This window comes from Bacillus sp. FSL W7-1354 (genome assembly GCF_038002405.1).
Classification (GTDB): domain Bacteria; phylum Bacillota; class Bacilli; order Bacillales; family Bacillaceae; genus Bacillus; species Bacillus paralicheniformis.
Genome location: NZ_JBBOCL010000001.1, coordinates 1,263,308 through 1,278,583, shown reverse-complemented (window position 1 = coordinate 1,278,583; position 15,276 = coordinate 1,263,308). Strand labels below are relative to the sequence as shown.

15 protein-coding genes are annotated in these 15,276 nt (G+C 40.7%); 9 read left to right on the top strand and 6 right to left on the bottom strand.

All coding sequences use genetic code 11. The annotated features are described in order from the left end of the window. Positions 1-158: 158 nt before the first annotated feature. From MKZ04_RS06440 to MKZ04_RS06420, 5 genes are all read right to left on the bottom strand, one after another. Positions 159-1,010, bottom strand: coding sequence for an SMI1/KNR4 family protein (locus MKZ04_RS06440; protein ID WP_023857332.1), 852 nt, complete (start codon positions 1,008-1,010; stop codon positions 159-161). Between the two features lie 96 nt (positions 1,011-1,106). Continuing rightward, positions 1,107-1,544, bottom strand: coding sequence for a hypothetical protein (locus MKZ04_RS06435; RefSeq protein ID WP_020451788.1), 438 nt, complete (start codon positions 1,542-1,544; stop codon positions 1,107-1,109). A gap of 880 nt (positions 1,545-2,424) precedes the next feature. Continuing rightward, positions 2,425-2,679, bottom strand: a complete 255-nt coding sequence (locus MKZ04_RS06430; RefSeq protein ID WP_101560992.1) for a YciI family protein — start codon at positions 2,677-2,679, stop codon at positions 2,425-2,427. Positions 2,680-3,199: 520 nt separating this feature from the next. Next, entirely contained in the window at positions 3,200-3,487 is a 288-nt protein-coding gene (locus MKZ04_RS06425; protein WP_341045563.1) for a YozQ family protein, read from the bottom strand. 410 nt (positions 3,488-3,897) lie between these two features. Next, positions 3,898-4,176, bottom strand: coding sequence for a hypothetical protein (locus MKZ04_RS06420; protein ID WP_039072786.1), 279 nt, complete (start codon positions 4,174-4,176; stop codon positions 3,898-3,900). 334 nt (positions 4,177-4,510) lie between these two features. Here MKZ04_RS06420 and MKZ04_RS06415 point away from each other — a divergent pair, with 334 nt between their 5' ends. The 4 genes from MKZ04_RS06415 (at position 4,511) to MKZ04_RS06400 (ending at position 8,240) form a co-directional block, all read left to right on the top strand. Further along, entirely contained in the window at positions 4,511-4,900 is a 390-nt protein-coding gene (locus MKZ04_RS06415) for a YwqH-like family protein (RefSeq protein ID WP_020451783.1), read from the top strand. Between the two features lie 3 nt (positions 4,901-4,903). Next, positions 4,904-5,077 (top strand): SMI1/KNR4 family protein, encoded by a 174-nt coding sequence (locus MKZ04_RS06410; protein ID WP_139372626.1) that lies wholly within the window; start codon positions 4,904-4,906, stop codon positions 5,075-5,077. Positions 5,078-5,572: 495 nt separating this feature from the next. Continuing rightward, positions 5,573-6,238 carry a flagellar brake protein gene (locus MKZ04_RS06405; RefSeq protein WP_020451782.1) on the top strand — a complete coding sequence of 222 codons (666 nt, stop codon included), beginning with the start codon at positions 5,573-5,575 and terminating at the stop codon, positions 6,236-6,238. Between the two features lie 856 nt (positions 6,239-7,094). Then, on the top strand, positions 7,095-8,240 hold the full coding sequence (locus MKZ04_RS06400) for a serine hydrolase (RefSeq protein ID WP_023857324.1): 1,146 nt from the start codon (positions 7,095-7,097) through the stop codon (positions 8,238-8,240). A gap of 137 nt (positions 8,241-8,377) precedes the next feature. On the opposite strand, the gene MKZ04_RS06395 is transcribed toward MKZ04_RS06400, so the two are convergent. After that, complete coding sequence (locus MKZ04_RS06395) at positions 8,378-8,506, bottom strand: response regulator aspartate phosphatase (RefSeq protein WP_228119629.1); 129 nt, start codon at positions 8,504-8,506, stop codon at positions 8,378-8,380. A gap of 269 nt (positions 8,507-8,775) precedes the next feature. Between MKZ04_RS06395 and MKZ04_RS06390 the strand changes: the two genes are divergently transcribed. The 5 genes from MKZ04_RS06390 (at position 8,776) to MKZ04_RS06370 (ending at position 15,228) form a co-directional block, all read left to right on the top strand. Beyond that, positions 8,776-10,440 (top strand): T7SS effector LXG polymorphic toxin, encoded by a 1,665-nt coding sequence (locus MKZ04_RS06390; RefSeq protein WP_341045554.1) that lies wholly within the window; start codon positions 8,776-8,778, stop codon positions 10,438-10,440. Then, positions 10,437-11,093 carry an SMI1/KNR4 family protein gene (locus MKZ04_RS06385; protein ID WP_025811315.1) on the top strand — a complete coding sequence of 219 codons (657 nt, stop codon included), beginning with the start codon at positions 10,437-10,439 and terminating at the stop codon, positions 11,091-11,093. Before MKZ04_RS06390 ends, MKZ04_RS06385 begins: the two co-directional genes overlap by 4 nt. Positions 11,094-11,447: 354 nt before the next feature. Continuing rightward, positions 11,448-11,654 (top strand): hypothetical protein, encoded by a 207-nt coding sequence (locus tag MKZ04_RS06380; RefSeq protein WP_205802278.1) that lies wholly within the window; start codon positions 11,448-11,450, stop codon positions 11,652-11,654. A gap of 63 nt (positions 11,655-11,717) precedes the next feature. Further along, positions 11,718-14,675, top strand: a complete 2,958-nt coding sequence (gene fdhF / locus MKZ04_RS06375; protein ID WP_341045551.1) for a formate dehydrogenase subunit alpha — start codon at positions 11,718-11,720, stop codon at positions 14,673-14,675. Then, positions 14,668-15,228 carry a DUF1641 domain-containing protein gene (locus MKZ04_RS06370; protein ID WP_023855691.1) on the top strand — a complete coding sequence of 187 codons (561 nt, stop codon included), beginning with the start codon at positions 14,668-14,670 and terminating at the stop codon, positions 15,226-15,228. The genes fdhF and MKZ04_RS06370 overlap by 8 nt, the downstream gene beginning before the upstream one ends. Positions 15,229-15,276: the final 48 nt, after the last annotated feature.

Sequence of the window (15,276 nt, the reverse complement as noted above, 5' to 3'; positions counted from 1 at the left end):
TTAACTCCTTTTGTGGATTAATTTCCAACAATCTATTTAGTATTCTATGTTTTATAAAAGGGTTGAGTAACAACAGTTGCCTACATTGAGGTCTCGGAACAGGAGAGTTTAAAGAATGGGGCGGAAACATAAATAAAAAACAACGTAAAAGTTGTTTTTTAAAGGGAATCTTTTATCTGTAATAAAAGGATGTCTATAACAGAGTCATTCAAATTCTTTAGAATAGCTGAAATGTCTAAAACCAGCCTTCTTGTTTGTTCGTTATCAAGGATTAAATCTTTATGATGTGAAATTATAGATTCCAAAACAACGGCAAGTTCGATACCATTGTCAATATTTGCTATCAATGAGCTTTCTTTTATTTTTGTCAGAAGCCAATTTAAATCATCCAAACCTTCAATAGGGTAGTAATGAATCTGATACAGATCGGCTGCCGAATTTTCAGTCAGAATCTGTTCCGCTTTTTCTTTTGTGATGGCATCTTCCGAATAGACATAGGGAATATCTGCATTCCCAGAATGTATGCCTCCCGTATGTCCGCAGCGGTCATCATCAATGGAGTCATCTGTATAAAGTTTAGAGAGAAATTCTCCAAATGAGCCGGCTAATCTAAAATTCTCTTCAAATTCTGAGTCAAAATAGTGAACGGGCGGATTTTCTTTCGTCTCCCTGTAGTCAAGCGCTATCCACGTATGGCCGTCTCCATGAATAAGGACCAGGTTGTCAGGCAGTCCCCATTCTTTAATAAAGGCTTTACTCTCGAGAATTCCATCCTTTTTCCCTATGCCTAATAAGTAGTCAAACTGGACATGATCTTTAGCCCAGGAGGTGGGCCGTTCAGAAGGGAAGGCGTTAAAATTGATATAGCCACCATTTTGTTCAAGAATAAGCGCTTTATATTCCTCCGGAAGTCTCACACCTAACTTTTTTTCAGCTTTCAGAATGCCTCTCTCTGATATGCTTTTTAAAGTGTACGGATCTTCGTCTTCGTATATCCAAAAGTTTTTCAAATGATTCCCCCACATTCGTTTATATCAGTATCTATCATGCAAAATGCTGCTCGGGCCTTTATGCTTGTATTGCCTTCCTGCAGTCTTTTATAACGGCTATCTTTGGCTGAAGACCGAGAAATTATCATACGTTTGCGGAATAGCTCCGTATGTTCCTTTAATACGAATATCTTTACATTCACCTTCGGTATTCTCAAAATAAAGCCTGTAAGTCCTAGGCATCAATGTGATGACATCCTGAGCAGTTCGATCAGGCCAGTTCCCTTCAAAATCTTTAATGCTTAAACTCATAAACCTGCCGGAAAGATGCATCATCTGAATTTTAATCGTTGTTTTGCAGTTTTCTGCATTAAAAATCGTAAACTTGTAGCCAATATGCCAGTGAGAAACGTTAGAGTCGCTATAGGGAATGTCCTCCACATGAGTTCCCGTAAACGTAAGATTCAGCTTGTGCGGGAACGAATAAGCTTCAGCACTGCTCCCAAAACTGAAAAATCCACAAAATAACACCATGACCAGCAAAAAGCGTTTCATTCAAAACCCCCTCCTTTTTCCATTTTATTGTAGCATAGATGAGTTGAAAAAGATGGAAGTTTTTTGAGGAGAAGCACAAAACCAAAAATCGCGTATGGCTATGATAGGGTGTAAAAGCCTCTCCAACTTTTTTTAACCGGATGGTCGAGCAGCCATGAAATTGAAGATCTTGGTTTGACTTTTGCTGTAGGGGTTGATGAAGGCCGAGAGACTGCCCTTGAAAAAATTTATTTAAATGGGCGTCAATGATCCAAAGAAAGATCGAATCACCTTGACATACCAATATGTTAATCCGTACACAGCAGGAGCCCAGATTGCCGGGCTGATGAATGCTGGAACGAACTATTTGCTTCAAACGTTATCGGTGTCAATAGGGAAATCAAATATGCAGGAGCTGCAGCCATTAACGGAAAAACAAATAGGCTCCTTGGTTTACTAGATGAAAAAGATGTAGACGGGATCATGTGGATCAAAGGGAAAGGGATAGGCGGTACTGTCAAAAACTATGAAAAACAAAAAACTGACGGTCATGGCAGTCAGTGAAAGGGATAGAAGGAATGGGTGGAAGGTTGATCATAAACAAAGTGACTGTTCAGAAAATTGAATCGTGGGACTAGGGGGCTGCCGATTTCACCTTTGGCTCCCCCTAGGTTGTTGATTGCAAGAAATAGCTTCTTGCCCTACCGACGAAGGAAAAGAAATATGGAACATGAAAAATCAAAGAATTTTAAAAAATGTCGATGGCCGTTTATATTATTCTCCTTCAATAGGGAAAAAACTGTTTTACCGTAATTTCAAAATGACCCGCAGGTCTAGATTTTCCGTTTAAGATTAGCCTTCCCGTGTTTGGAGAGGCTTATGTTGGCTATGTCCAAATAGTTTATTTAATCTGCCATTCTTTAATGACAAGTGTTGAAGAGCCGCTGTCAACAATCGGATCAGAATTTCCGATCTCTGTTGCTTCCTTGAGAGACTCTGCGCTGATAAGATAAGCGCCCCCGGAAGCATCGCTGAAAGGGCCAAACATTTCCAAGCGGTTCTCGGCTTTAAGCCTGTCCAAAAATTGATAATGGGCTGGCACATATTGATCTTTAAAATTCTCGGTTCTGGTTGTTATGAGTAAATATTTTTTCATCGTAGCACGCCTTTCTGTCAAAAGATGACTTTATCTTAGCACAAATATATAGAAGATTCATATAAAAGTTCGATCGGCGGAAGGCGTAGCTGTTTTCCTTTCGATCGCGCCACATTGGCAATGATTGAAAGTGATTTTGAAGTAAAGGAGCGGAAGACCAAGGAGACGGGATTTGAATTTCATGAAAAGAGTGACACGGATAATAATAGGGAAACAGGGAATAAAAAAATAGATATTTACAAAAATATTAGTCTTAAATGGAGAGTCCTCGGACACAAAACCAGCGCAATCATGAGTTTGCTTTGTGTCTTTTTTATTTTAAGGAGGGATCAATCATCTTTTTATAATTGTCAAGATCATTGAGGGAATTCTAGAGATGAGGCAGTAAAAAGACTAAGCTTGTCATTCGGTCATCACTTTTGATTTACTGAATGATTAATTTGGGACTTGAGAACATCGATACTTTGTTAATCTAAGCGGAACTAACTTACTTTTTAAGTTAGTTCCGCCGTTCAAATGACTAATCCATATTTTGATCGATCGTTCCTTCAAAATAGTCATCACTGACTTGTTCATGAGTTTCAGCCAATCCTTTTTCCAACTGCGTGGCTCCTTCATAATCCGAGGGGTCAAAATATTTTCCTGCCACATCCGTGCTGTCATTCATGTTTTCTTTGTTATCAGTTTCAGTATTAACGTTCTCTGTCTTAGCATTGCTGTCTAACGATTGCTGAGAATCGTATTCCTTGTCTGCTGAAGAAAATCTTTTGTAGTCATCGGGTCTGTCTGCTCCATGTTTTTGCGTCACGTTTATCACTCCATATTATTGAATTTTATGTTTCCTTTAAAATAGAAAGGGGCATTTTCAGTCTGATGATCATTCAATACAATGGTTTCACTCCTTTGCGAATTGTGCTGAAATATCAACTCTTTTTATTGTGTCTGTTGAGGTGGTATTCATTCGCTTTTTCGGGAAATCAATCTTCAGCCCTATATCAAGGGAAAGAGAACAGGCGCACAAAAATCATAAAGCAAAACCGGGCGTGCAGCAGGAACGACGCCGATCCTTTCAATGGCAGACATCAAACAGGATAACTTCCTATTCGATGATTAAGGCTTATGTATTTAAGAACATGTGAACTTACGTTGGGCGCCTCCTCTGGGGGATAAAAGCGGAAAAAAAGCGAATTCAACTCTGGATATATTTTTCCTGCCTGTTTATGCTTTTTTGTTTCTATATGATGAAATGGTTGTTTTCAATGATGCATATGAACCAATAGCTGCGTAACCATAGAATCCGCCCATAAATACTCCAGCTATGAGGCTGTGTCGATGGCTTATGCAAACAGATATGATTAAGCCTAGTGCGATCGCAATTGATGGGACATACTTTTTGGGAACCTTGAGAAAAATTTTAATTATCTGTGTGACGATCAAAATAATTGGCACTGCTATAACAGCATCCCAAAAGTTTGTATGAATGATTGGAAAATCCAAAAAAGACACCACCTTTTTCATCAGTATTTCTTGATTTGCTGAAAAGTATTTAACCCGAGCAGCAGAAAAACTTACGGATCGCATAAATGAGGCAGTATATCAGCTTCAAGAAACATCACAAGCGCTCTCAGTCATGATGTTGTTGTTTAGCTTAGAAATAAGTTTTGAATTATCTTTTTGCAGCCGTTTCATTAGCGGCATTTTTTATGCGCTTGAAATTCTTGATTAAAGAATAGTTGAAAGGATCTATTCACCAATTCCTTTCCGTATAGTGGTAAACTCTTAGTTGGTCATTACTTTTGTCATACATTTTTCGGGAAGCGAGGTATTGCATATGATCGGTTCAATACTTGGAGAAACGCTGGCTTTAGATATCATGAAAGTTGATTTATCGATGAAGAAAGAATTTTTGACAGAGCTGAAAGCTTGCCGCAAAGAGCTAGAAAAAGACAAAACGGAGTTCTCTGATTCTAAAAAGACGATCACCGAACCACAGTTGTCGTCTCATTCGTGGCAAGGCAGTCTTGCTGACTCCTTTAACCGTATTCGAGGCCTGATGAAGACTGCCTACAATGACATCAGCGGAAAACAGCTTTCTGATGTTTTAAGCAAAATCGATGAACGAATCAAATCTTTAGAAGAGGATATTCAATCGCTCAGCCAGGAAGTTCGTTCTTTAGAGAAAAAGATTGAGAACGCGAAGCGCGAAGCAAGGAGTAAATGAAAAATGGGTCAAGAAATAAAAGTAAATACTGGGGAAGTCAAACAAGAGCTTTCTAAAAAATTCCCTAATGAACTAAGAGAGTTTTATTTAAGAGTAGGGTATGGTTTTATTTGTAATCTTGATAAAACCCATAGAGATAGAGTAATGGATCCCCATGAACATGTTAGTCTTTTTTGAAGGGTGAGGGGACATATCTTACTCTAGATTTAGAACGGGAAGAAGAGAACGGTATTTGTCCAGTATATTATTTTGACAAGAAAATAGCGGCCATCACTCGAAGAGTTTTTGAAGAAAATGGATGAAGAACCAGACTATTATATTCATGCTTAAATTGACTTGAGAATTGATTAACTTTGAAGGATTACCTTGATTGGCTATTGCCTTTCAAGGTTTTTTATATTTACTCCGAAAAAAATCGAAAAAAGGGGCATAGAATGGAAGACACACCTATCCCTGATCAAATGATGTATTGAATGATAATGAAGTCGTCATCTTCACAGAGCAGCGAATGGAGTCTATGCAGTATTGCGCGTGATCGTCATTACAAAGCGTTACGGTCCCATGGGTATGATAAGTCTTTCAATTTCTTCAATGCTTTCTTCTTTCTTTTTTAAAAATTATATGTCATAGTACCGATATAATGATTAAGTAGAATTGAAAGAGTGATGTCCATTGTTATCTTTAGGAAATATTATAACAATAGAATTTGAAAACGAAATTCAAGAATATGTCCTTGCGAAAAGTAAAGTGTTATCAATTGAAGACAATGTTTTAAGAGTGCATTATCCTGTTGATGAAGAAACGGGGAGAACTGTTATTATTCCAACAAATACAGCGGTAACAGTTCATTTTATAAATGAGCAACAAGTCCCATATAAATTTAATAGTGTAATAAAAGGCCGAGAAATTTATCAGGATATACCTGTACTAAATATGTATTTACCTGAAGAAGTTCAAATGAAAAAAGTTCAAAGACGGCAATTTTTTAGAGTCAATACAACGCTTCCCGTCACTGTTCGCCCATATGGATCTGGCTCAATGTTTAAAACATATACAGCAAATATCAGTGCTGGAGGCGCTGCGTTAATCATTGAAGAAACGCAAAAACACGAACCGGAAGAAGATTTGAATCTAAGTATCCATCTGCCAAATGAGGGACATGATGAAGATGTGATTGACGTCCATGCTCAAGTTAAACGCACTTACATTGATCGCAGAACAAACAAACAGCTCATGACAGTTGAATTTATCAAGATGAATGAACATGATGAGCAAACCCTTGTACATTATTGCATAAAATTGCAATTGACAGAAAAAAGGAAATTGAAAACTGAATGAATGGAAGTTTAGGAATACAGTGATCTGCCTGATATCCCTCAATTAATTCAGAAGAGATGTTTCGTCCCCGCCATATACATTTATGGAAACCTGTTGGCAAGTTGGCGTCCAACTCTGCCAACAGAAGTCATCAACTGCACTGAAGTGTAGTGAGCCTTCATATGTAACAGATATTCTGCATGAAAACGGCAGATCGACAAGCAACATCGTCGGTGAAGCAGTGGAATCCTAGGCTGCGCCGGCCGATTTCAAGGTCAAAAAAGAAGCTTGAGTTCTCGTCGCATAAGCTTGGAATGCGTTATCAAAAAAGGTGACATAACCCGGATTTAATGGTCGCGACCGCTGAACCAACGAAAAAAAGAGAAGCCTTTTTTCTTCTGCCAATGAAGAAAAAGGGCTTTTAATTTGCTGAAAAACTTCTTTTTTGAAGCAAAGCACCAAACACCAGTAGAAAAAGGCGGTCGTAAGATTTCTGTGAGCTCTCGTCTGGCAGAATCGAATACGAATTGAAAAAAGGTTGAGAAATTGCTTGATGACAAATTAAAACCGATCAAGACTTATTTAAAAAAGGCCGTTTGGGATGGCTTATTTTAAAAGGAAGATTACGATGAGAAACCAGGAGATTATCAAAAAGGCAGAAATAACGTTTGCTACTCTTAAAAGCGGTGGACTGGTGATTCCAGCTTAAGTATCAACGTGATGATGGCCGTGTCATTCGGATGGACCATGATGCCCAGAAATCCTGAGAAGAACGGTTTCTGGACTGCGTACCATAAGAGCTGGTGTGAAGGAAATTGAAACCTAACATTATTTAATTCGTATCTATAGTAATTTGAACATTATAGGGAGTGTTAAATTGAAGATTGCACTATTGATTATTGCAGGTATAATAATTTCTCTTGGTTTAGTAATAGCAATCGGTATTCTTATGTTTCGGAGGGAAATAAAAAAGTTAAATCCAGAGTATATTGTACAGTTTGTTAAAGCAAAATCAGGAAGCGGGAATGTCTCATTATCCATAAAACACAACGATGAGAATTGGGTTGATGTTAACGTAAACGAACAACTCCCTCTGGCAAGTACTGTGAAAATCATCTTAGCCATTGAATATGCACAACAAGCAGCAGCAGGAAAAATCGATCCGCAAAAAGAAGTAAGATTAAAGGAATTAGAGAATTTCTATATCCCAAAAACAGACGGCGGTGCGCATGAGACTTGGATTATTCAATTGAAAAAAGACAAAGAGATAGATCGTGTTCCATTATGTGAGGTAGTCAACGGGATGATTGCTTACAGTTCTAATGCAAATACTGAATACTTAATTGAGGTGCTGGGGCTTCAAAACATCAATCATGTTCCAAAGAGCTTAGATATGTTAAAGCATGAGCCGATGTATCCCATTGTAAGTGCACTTTATATACCTGCCCAACTGATGAACGAAAAGAACTTATCGAAAAAAGAAGTCCTAGAAGTAATGAAAAACATGGATATGCATGAATACCGTAATAAAGCGATTGAAATTCATAATAGATGGCTGAGCCAACCACTAACTGATCAAGAAAAAAAACAATTAAGAAAAACTTTGGACAATGATTTTCAAAAAATTTGGTCCGACCGTTTGCCCCGATCAACGACTAGAGATTATGTATCTATTATGAAAAAGCTAAATAGCAAAGTATATTTTAGTGAAAGTGTATATCAATATCTTGATCCAGTAATGGAACAAATAATGAGAAATCCAAACAATTGTGAATGGCTTGTTCATGCGGGACAAAAGGGAGGATCTACCGCGTTTATTCTTACAATTGCAATGTATGCGACAGATAAAGATGGAAACCAGACAGATATTGCATTTTTTGCAAATGATTTAACTCCAGTCGAGAAAGCAAAACTTTCTCGAAATATGAATGGGTTCCTGCTGAAATTTTTAAAAGACTCTAAATTCCGCGCCCATATCAAAAAAGAATTATCTATTTTAGATTTGCCTGGTTCACTTTCATGACTATCCCCCATCGGAAACCACGCTCGCGGTCTTTGCTGTATTTTGCCAAAATATAATTTCAATTCTTGGTTTCTCGAAATCAATAATCTTAGCTGTTTACTCTCATCTTAATAGAGACACGCAGCGTAAAGAGTTTATCAATGTTGAAGTGCTTCCCGCAGTTTAGTAGCATTTTGAATATTGTTTTGTCTAATAAAGCAATACCAATTATTAAGCATTTTACCGACTTTCTCAAACGCAACTTTAGGTTCCAATGCCACCAGCATCCTTTCATATAGTTGTTTTTAAATATTCAAAAAATTAATGTCTGATCTTTTCCTTTTTCTGCATATGATTCATTTTACATAAAGGATCATTTTTTTGACAATGATTTTCCTTTTTTGGCATTTGAAAATAACAAGTTGAACGTGTCAGGGTCTAAGACCTACTCAATAAGATTCGTTTTCATGGATTGACAGGATTTATTCACCAATTCTTTTCTATAAAGTGGTAAAATATTTCGTGGTATGTCACTTTAGTATTAGAGGAGAATGCTATGAAAACTCTTGACGTTCAGGCGTTGCACAAAGCCATTGATCAAACGCTGGAACAATTAAAACATCAATCTGATGAATTCGCCAAAGTCAAAAAAGCCGTAGAGGGTATTACATCACTTGATGATGCTTTAAAAGGAAAAGGCGGAGACGCGATCCGCGCCTTTTACGAGGAGTGCCACACTCCTTTTTTGCGGTTCTATGATACTTTCATAGTGGAATATCGTTCCACGCTGAAGAAATTGAAAAGCGCGCTGAATTCCCTAGAACCAAACCACAACGGATTTATTGCACAGTCCTTTCTCGAACACGAGCTGGAACAAGGGGTGAATGCGGCCGACCGCACAACGAAGCGTTTGGTATCTAAAACAAATGCCTCGATCGCAAAAGTCAGCCACATCGTCGATTTGCCTGATTTGAATGACAGCGATTTTCACGAACAGAACAGGAAAGCATTAAAGGAAATCAATCAGACAATTGAAAAGCTGCACACTTTTGACCGCGAACAGACAAGCGCTCTTAAAACTGCTGAACAAGACCTTGAAACGATGCAAAAATACATCACAGAGCTTGAGAAAATGTACACAGGCCCCAAAATCGAGATCACAAGCTATAAAAAAGGCTCAATTTTAAAACCGGATGAGAATACAAACATTAACGGTCCGGTCGGCGGTTTAAAGGGAGAGTTAGAAAATGCTGAGCCTTCCCCGATGGAATTCATGCTAAAAAAATTGTCCGATCAAGAAGAATCTGAAGTCGATTCACTTACCAAAGCAGATCATTTTAAAAAGATTGATACAGGTATTCGCATCATCAAAGGCAAAGTATATAATATGAAGGGATACAAAAAGCTCGGTTCTGTCGATGTCACCGATGAAATCGGTACAGGCAAGGACTTCGTCGGCGGTTCGTACATGCTTTATTCAAACGGTCAAATTGTCCGAAAATACATATCCGGCGGTGAAGTGAAATACGAACTTGTCAGTCGTATACCGGAAAGCAGAGTGAAGAAAAGCGACATTGAAAAAGCTCTTGATTGGGCTAAAGACACAGTTGGAGAATTGTCCGGTGGTTATGATGGTTATAGAGCGATAACAGGTGTTGACCCTGTGACTGGTGAAAAACTATCCGTCACTGACCGTATCCTGTCCGGTGTTTCTGTCATACCCGCTACTAAAGTAGTCAAGGTAGGAAAATATGTTTTCAAAGCGAATAAAGGTGCGAAGACGGCGAAAAGGGTTTCGACCAGTACTGCTAAAAGGCCAGGGGGATATCTCAAGGAAGATGTTGATGAACATGGCTATTTAAGCCCAGGGGTTAATCGTGCACCAGGGAACAAAAATATTGCTTCTGATAATCGAGTACAGTCTCACCACCCAATACAAAATGAGTGGGCGAAAAGATGGGCTAAAGAAGGTGGATTTGATTATAACGAAAAGAAAGCATCCGCAATACTTCTCCCGTCAAGCTCGGGGCATTCACACGCAAAAATCTCTTCTATGCAAAGAAAGCGAAGAAAAATCGAGGGATTTAATACTGACATACGTTATGAATTTAATGTGAGTTATAGGGAAATGATTGAAGCAGGTGTTGATCAAAAAGCTACCCGAAAAGCAATGAAGGATGCATATAAATATTTCGATGGTTTGGGAGGTTTTGTAAAGTGATTGATTTATCAATGGTTTCAGATTTGATAAAAAATACTCCAGCAAGTGAAAGTGAAATTCAAGAGTCAGAAGATATTCTACAAGCTAAATTACCAAATGTATATAAGGATTTATTAAGAAATACAAATGGTTTTTCAATTGGTGGTGAGGTGGCTATTTATGGTACAGAAGATATTGTGGAAAGAAACGAGACATGGGAAGTAGATGAATATGCAAGAGGATATGTTGCTATTGGAGATGATGGCGGAGGTAATGTTTTCTTAATGCTTCAAAATGAAAAGGAAACAGAAGTATTGATTGTTGACTCTGGAGACATGGATCCAAGCCATGCTACTGTAATCACTTCAGATTTTATTGAATGGGTGAATAGCGGTTGTATTATAAGGGAATCGGAACAGAAAACAATAAGTGAGCCACCTGATACATGCAATATAGTGTTAGCAAAGCCTCTTGATGGAGGATTGAAAGATTTAATAAAAATAAAGAATATATTAGGTATTGAGATTTCAACAGCGGACCTACTAAAGGGTTCAAAAAATCCCCCTTATTTATTAATGGAGAGATTCCCATATGGAAAGGCAAAGAAACTAATTGAAAAATTAGGACCCATTGGTACGGTGCTGAGTTTAGAGCCGATTGTCAAAGATAATTAATATTGGAAAATTAAAGAGAAATACTGCTGAAATCACCAAAACCTTGATTGGCTATTGCCTTTCAAGGTTTTTTTATGTTCCAGTCCGAGAAAAATCCGACAAAAAGGGGGATAAAATGGGGACTTTTTCTATTCCATTTTGTCATACGATAGAGACAAGAAAACGAACGTATACCTGAGTCCAAGAAGGAGAGCCTGCGGACACTGATTTTTTGCACACGGATATTGTGCAGCTGTTTGGTGGCCGCTTTTTTATTGGCCGAAATGGGAGACGCTCCTTTCCCTTATCAAGTGTGAACTCGGATGTATCGTATGATAAAGGTCGTCAGCTTCACAGGAGGAGCGGCTGAAGTCTATGCAGGATTGCGCGCCTTCAGTTACGGTGTTTGTCGGTGTTGAAAAGGACGCCGCCCCAAAGCCGGAAAGAGAGCCTGTCAGTGCTGCTGCCACGGTTAGAACAGACATTGTTTTTTTTCATGCTGATCCCTCTTTTTCATCTACCCTCTCGTTTCCCGGTGAGGATGCAATAAAACATGTGAGTGTGCTTTGTATGTTTTATTGATCCCTTGCAAGGGAAGAGAAATGGGTAATTCGGTATATACACAAGCAAGAAAGGGGAATGGAGATGGCTGACAATAAAAAAATCACAATAAACGGCGTTGAAATGGAAGCGTCCGAGGAACAGACGGTGCTGCAGCTTTTGAATAACAGCTCGATTGAAGTGCCGCAAGTTTGCTATCATCCTAGCTTAGGGCCGATTGAAACATGCGATACGTGCATCGTCAGCATCAATGGCGAGCTGAAGAGGTCGTGCTCCGCTGAATTAAAGGATGGCGACGTCATTGATACGCTTTCGTCTGATGTGAAAAAAGCGCAGGTTATCGGGATGGACAAGATTTTATATAATCATGAGCTTTATTGTACAGTTTGCGATTACAACAATGGGGGATGTGAAATACATAATACGGTGAAAGAAATGAAAGTCAATCACCAAAGCATCCCGTTTGATCAGAAGCCTTACCATAAGGATGAATCAAATCCGTTTTACCGGTACGATCCGGATCAATGTATTTTGTGCGGACGCTGTGTCGAAGCGTGTCAGGATGTTCAGGTAACTGAAACACTGACCATAGACTGGGAGCGGAAACGCCCGCGCGTCATTTGGGATAATGATGTGCCGATCAATGAGTCATCTTGTGTATCATGCGGACACTGTTCTACCGTCTGTCCATGTAATGCGATGATGGAAAAAGGAATGGAGGGGGAAGCCGGATATTTAACAGGAATCGATGACGAAACGCTGCGTCCGATGATCGAGATCACAAAAGGCGTAGAAACAGGGTACGGCTCGATTCTCGCCATTTCCGATATGGAATCTGCCATGCGTGATGAACGAATCAAAAAAACGAAAACCGTCTGCACATACTGCGGCGTCGGCTGCAGCTTTGATGTCTGGACAAAGGGCAGAGACATTCTGAAAGTCGAGCCGCAGGAGGAAGCGCCGGCCAACGGCATTTCTACTTGTGTAAAAGGAAAGTTCGGCTGGGATTTCGTCAACAGCGAGGAACGCCTGACAAAGCCGCTGATCCGAGAAGGCGACCATTTCCGCGAAGCTGAATGGGAAGAGGCGTTATCGCTGATCGCCAGTAAGTTCACGGATTTAAAAGAGGAGTTTGGCCCGGATTCGCTTTCCTTTATTACATCTTCTAAATGTACAAACGAAGAATCCTACCTCATGCAAAAGCTGGCCAGAGGGATCATCGGCACAAATAATGTCGACAACTGTTCGCGCTATTGCCAATCTCCTGCGACTGCCGGCCTGTTCCGGACAGTCGGCTATGGCGGTGACTCAGGGTCGATTACAGATATCGCGGAAGCGGACCTTGTGTTGATTATCGGTTCGAACACGTCTGAATCGCATCCGGTCTTGTCCACTCGCATTAAACGGGCTCATAAGCTGAGGGGACAGAAAGTGATCGTAGCGGATATCAGAAAACACGAAATGGCAGAGCGCTCTGATTTATTTGTCCAGCCGCGTGCCGGATCAGATATCGTCTGGCTGAATGCCATCGCCAAATATTTAATTGAAAACGGCAAGGCAGATGAACGCTTTTTGCAGGAAAGAGTGAACGGACGGGACGAATATGTGAAAAGCCTAACGCCGTATACCCTTGAATATGCCGAGGAGAAAACCGGAATTGATCAAGAAACCCTCATCCAAATGGCGGAGATGATTGGTCAGGCTGACAGTGTGTGCGCATTGTGGGCAATGGGCGTGACACAGCATATTGGCGGAAGCGACACGAGCACGGCAATTTCTAATCTGCTGCTGGTGACAGGAAACTACGGTAAACCGGGAGCAGGCTCTTACCCATTGCGCGGCCATAACAACGTGCAGGGGGCAAGTGATTTCGGAAGCATGCCTGACAGAATGCCGGGGTATGAAAAAGTGACGGACGAACAAGTCCGCCAAAAATACGAGCGGGCGTGGGGTGTGCCGCTGCCGAAGGATCCGGGCATGACCAACCACGAAATGATCGAAAAAATCCATTCCGGCCAGCTGAAAGCGATGTATGTAAAAGGTGAAGAAATGGGTCTGGTCGATTCCAATATCAATCATGTACACGCCGCATATGAAAAGCTTGATTTCTTTGTGGTGCAGGACATTTTCTTTTCACGAACAGCCGAGTTTGCTGATGTTGTTCTTCCTGCGAGCCCGAGCCTCGAAAAAGAAGGAACCTTTACAAACACAGAACGCCGTATTCAGCGGCTGTATCAGGTGTTTGAACCGCTGGGCGAATCAAAGCCTGATTGGCAGATTATTATGGAGGTAGCCAATAAGCTTGGCGCCGGCTGGCACTATGAGCACCCTGGAGAGATTATGGAGGAAGCAGCCATGCTGTCGCCGATTTATGCCGGCGTCACCTATGAACGCCTTGAAGGCTACAATTCCCTGCAATGGCCTGTAAGCGCTGATGGAAAGGATTCGCCTTTACTCTTTACAGAGCGTTTCCCTTTCCCGGACGGCAAGGCCAAACTCTATCCTGTTCAGTGGACAGAGCCTGAAGAGTTCGGTGAGGAATATGACATCCACGTCAACAATGGGCGGCTCTTAGAGCATTTCCACGAAGGGAACCTGACCTACAAATCAAAAGGGATTTCGAAAAAAACGCCGGAAGTGTTCTTAGAAATTTCTCCTGAACTGGCGTCAGAGCGGGGAATTCAGGACGGAACCCTTGTCAGACTCACATCGCCTTTCGGAAATGTCAAAGTGAAGTGCTTGATCACTGATCGTGTCAAAGGGAAGGAAGTGTATCTGCCAATGAACGATTCAGGGGAAGCAGCGATCAACCTGTTGACAGGCAGCCATGCTGATAAGGATACCGATACGCCTGCATACAAAGAAACATCGGCCAAATTGGAAATTTTGAAGCGCGATGGAACCAATCCGTTGCCTAAGATCAATCACCGCAACGGCAATCCGCAGCCGCAAATCGGTGTGCAGGTACAAAAGAAATGGGCGCGGAAGGATTATATTTTCCCTGGCGATGCTGTGAAAAGGGGGATTGGGTATAATGGCTAAAGCGATTAAACGAATTCAGAAAATCGAGATAACCGAAGAGGATCAGAGAAAGCGTGATATGAAAGAAATAGAAGATGCATTAGTCGAAAATAAGGAAGCCATTCTTGAAACGCTGCATATGATTGGGCACATGAACGAGCGCGGTGTTTTGCCAATGCTCCGCGGCCTTTTTGGCCAAGGAGATAAAGTTCTGGACATCTTAGTGAAAAAGGCAGATACAGAGGAAACGGCCAACACGCTTAAAAATCTGCTTCTTCTGTTTGGGACGCTCGGCATGTTAGACGTGAAACAGCTGGAACCTCTCATTTTGAAAGTGAATGCGGGGGTTGCAAACGCGGTGGAACAAAAGGACAGCGAAGAGAAAACAGGTTATTTTGATGTCATCCGCTCACTCAAAGACCCGGAAATCAACAAAGCAGTTACACTGCTATTCTCCTTTTTAAAAGGAATGGGACAAGATACAGAGGAGCTGGAACGCACGACTCAGCCTCCGGAGCACCAAAAACATCATCAGGAACCCCGAGAGAAAAGGGGAATGAATAAGAGGGATTGACCCCGCCCGAGCCGGCTGTTGCCAGCTCGGGTTTTTGGTGAAAAGATC

Bases quoted from the DNA above. Each gene is read 5' to 3' on its own strand.
- MKZ04_RS06435 (WP_020451788.1), bottom strand. From the start codon at position 1,544: ATGAAACGCTTTTTGCTGGTCATGGTGTTATTTTGTGGATTTTTCAGT.
- MKZ04_RS06430 (WP_101560992.1), bottom strand. From the start codon at position 2,679: ATGAAAAAATATTTACTCATAACAACCAGAACCGAGAATTTTAAAGAT.
- MKZ04_RS06415 (WP_020451783.1), top strand. From the start codon at position 4,511: ATGATCGGTTCAATACTTGGAGAAACGCTGGCTTTAGATATCATGAAA.
- MKZ04_RS06410 (WP_139372626.1), top strand. From the start codon at position 4,904: ATGGGTCAAGAAATAAAAGTAAATACTGGGGAAGTCAAACAAGAGCTT.
- MKZ04_RS06395 (WP_228119629.1), bottom strand. From the start codon at position 8,506: ATGCTGGTGGCATTGGAACCTAAAGTTGCGTTTGAGAAAGTCGGTAAA.
- MKZ04_RS06390 (WP_341045554.1), top strand. From the start codon at position 8,776: ATGAAAACTCTTGACGTTCAGGCGTTGCACAAAGCCATTGATCAAACG.
- MKZ04_RS06380 (WP_205802278.1), top strand. From the start codon at position 11,448: ATGCAGGATTGCGCGCCTTCAGTTACGGTGTTTGTCGGTGTTGAAAAG.
- fdhF (WP_341045551.1), top strand. From the start codon at position 11,718: ATGGCTGACAATAAAAAAATCACAATAAACGGCGTTGAAATGGAAGCG.
- MKZ04_RS06370 (WP_023855691.1), top strand. From the start codon at position 14,668: ATGGCTAAAGCGATTAAACGAATTCAGAAAATCGAGATAACCGAAGAG.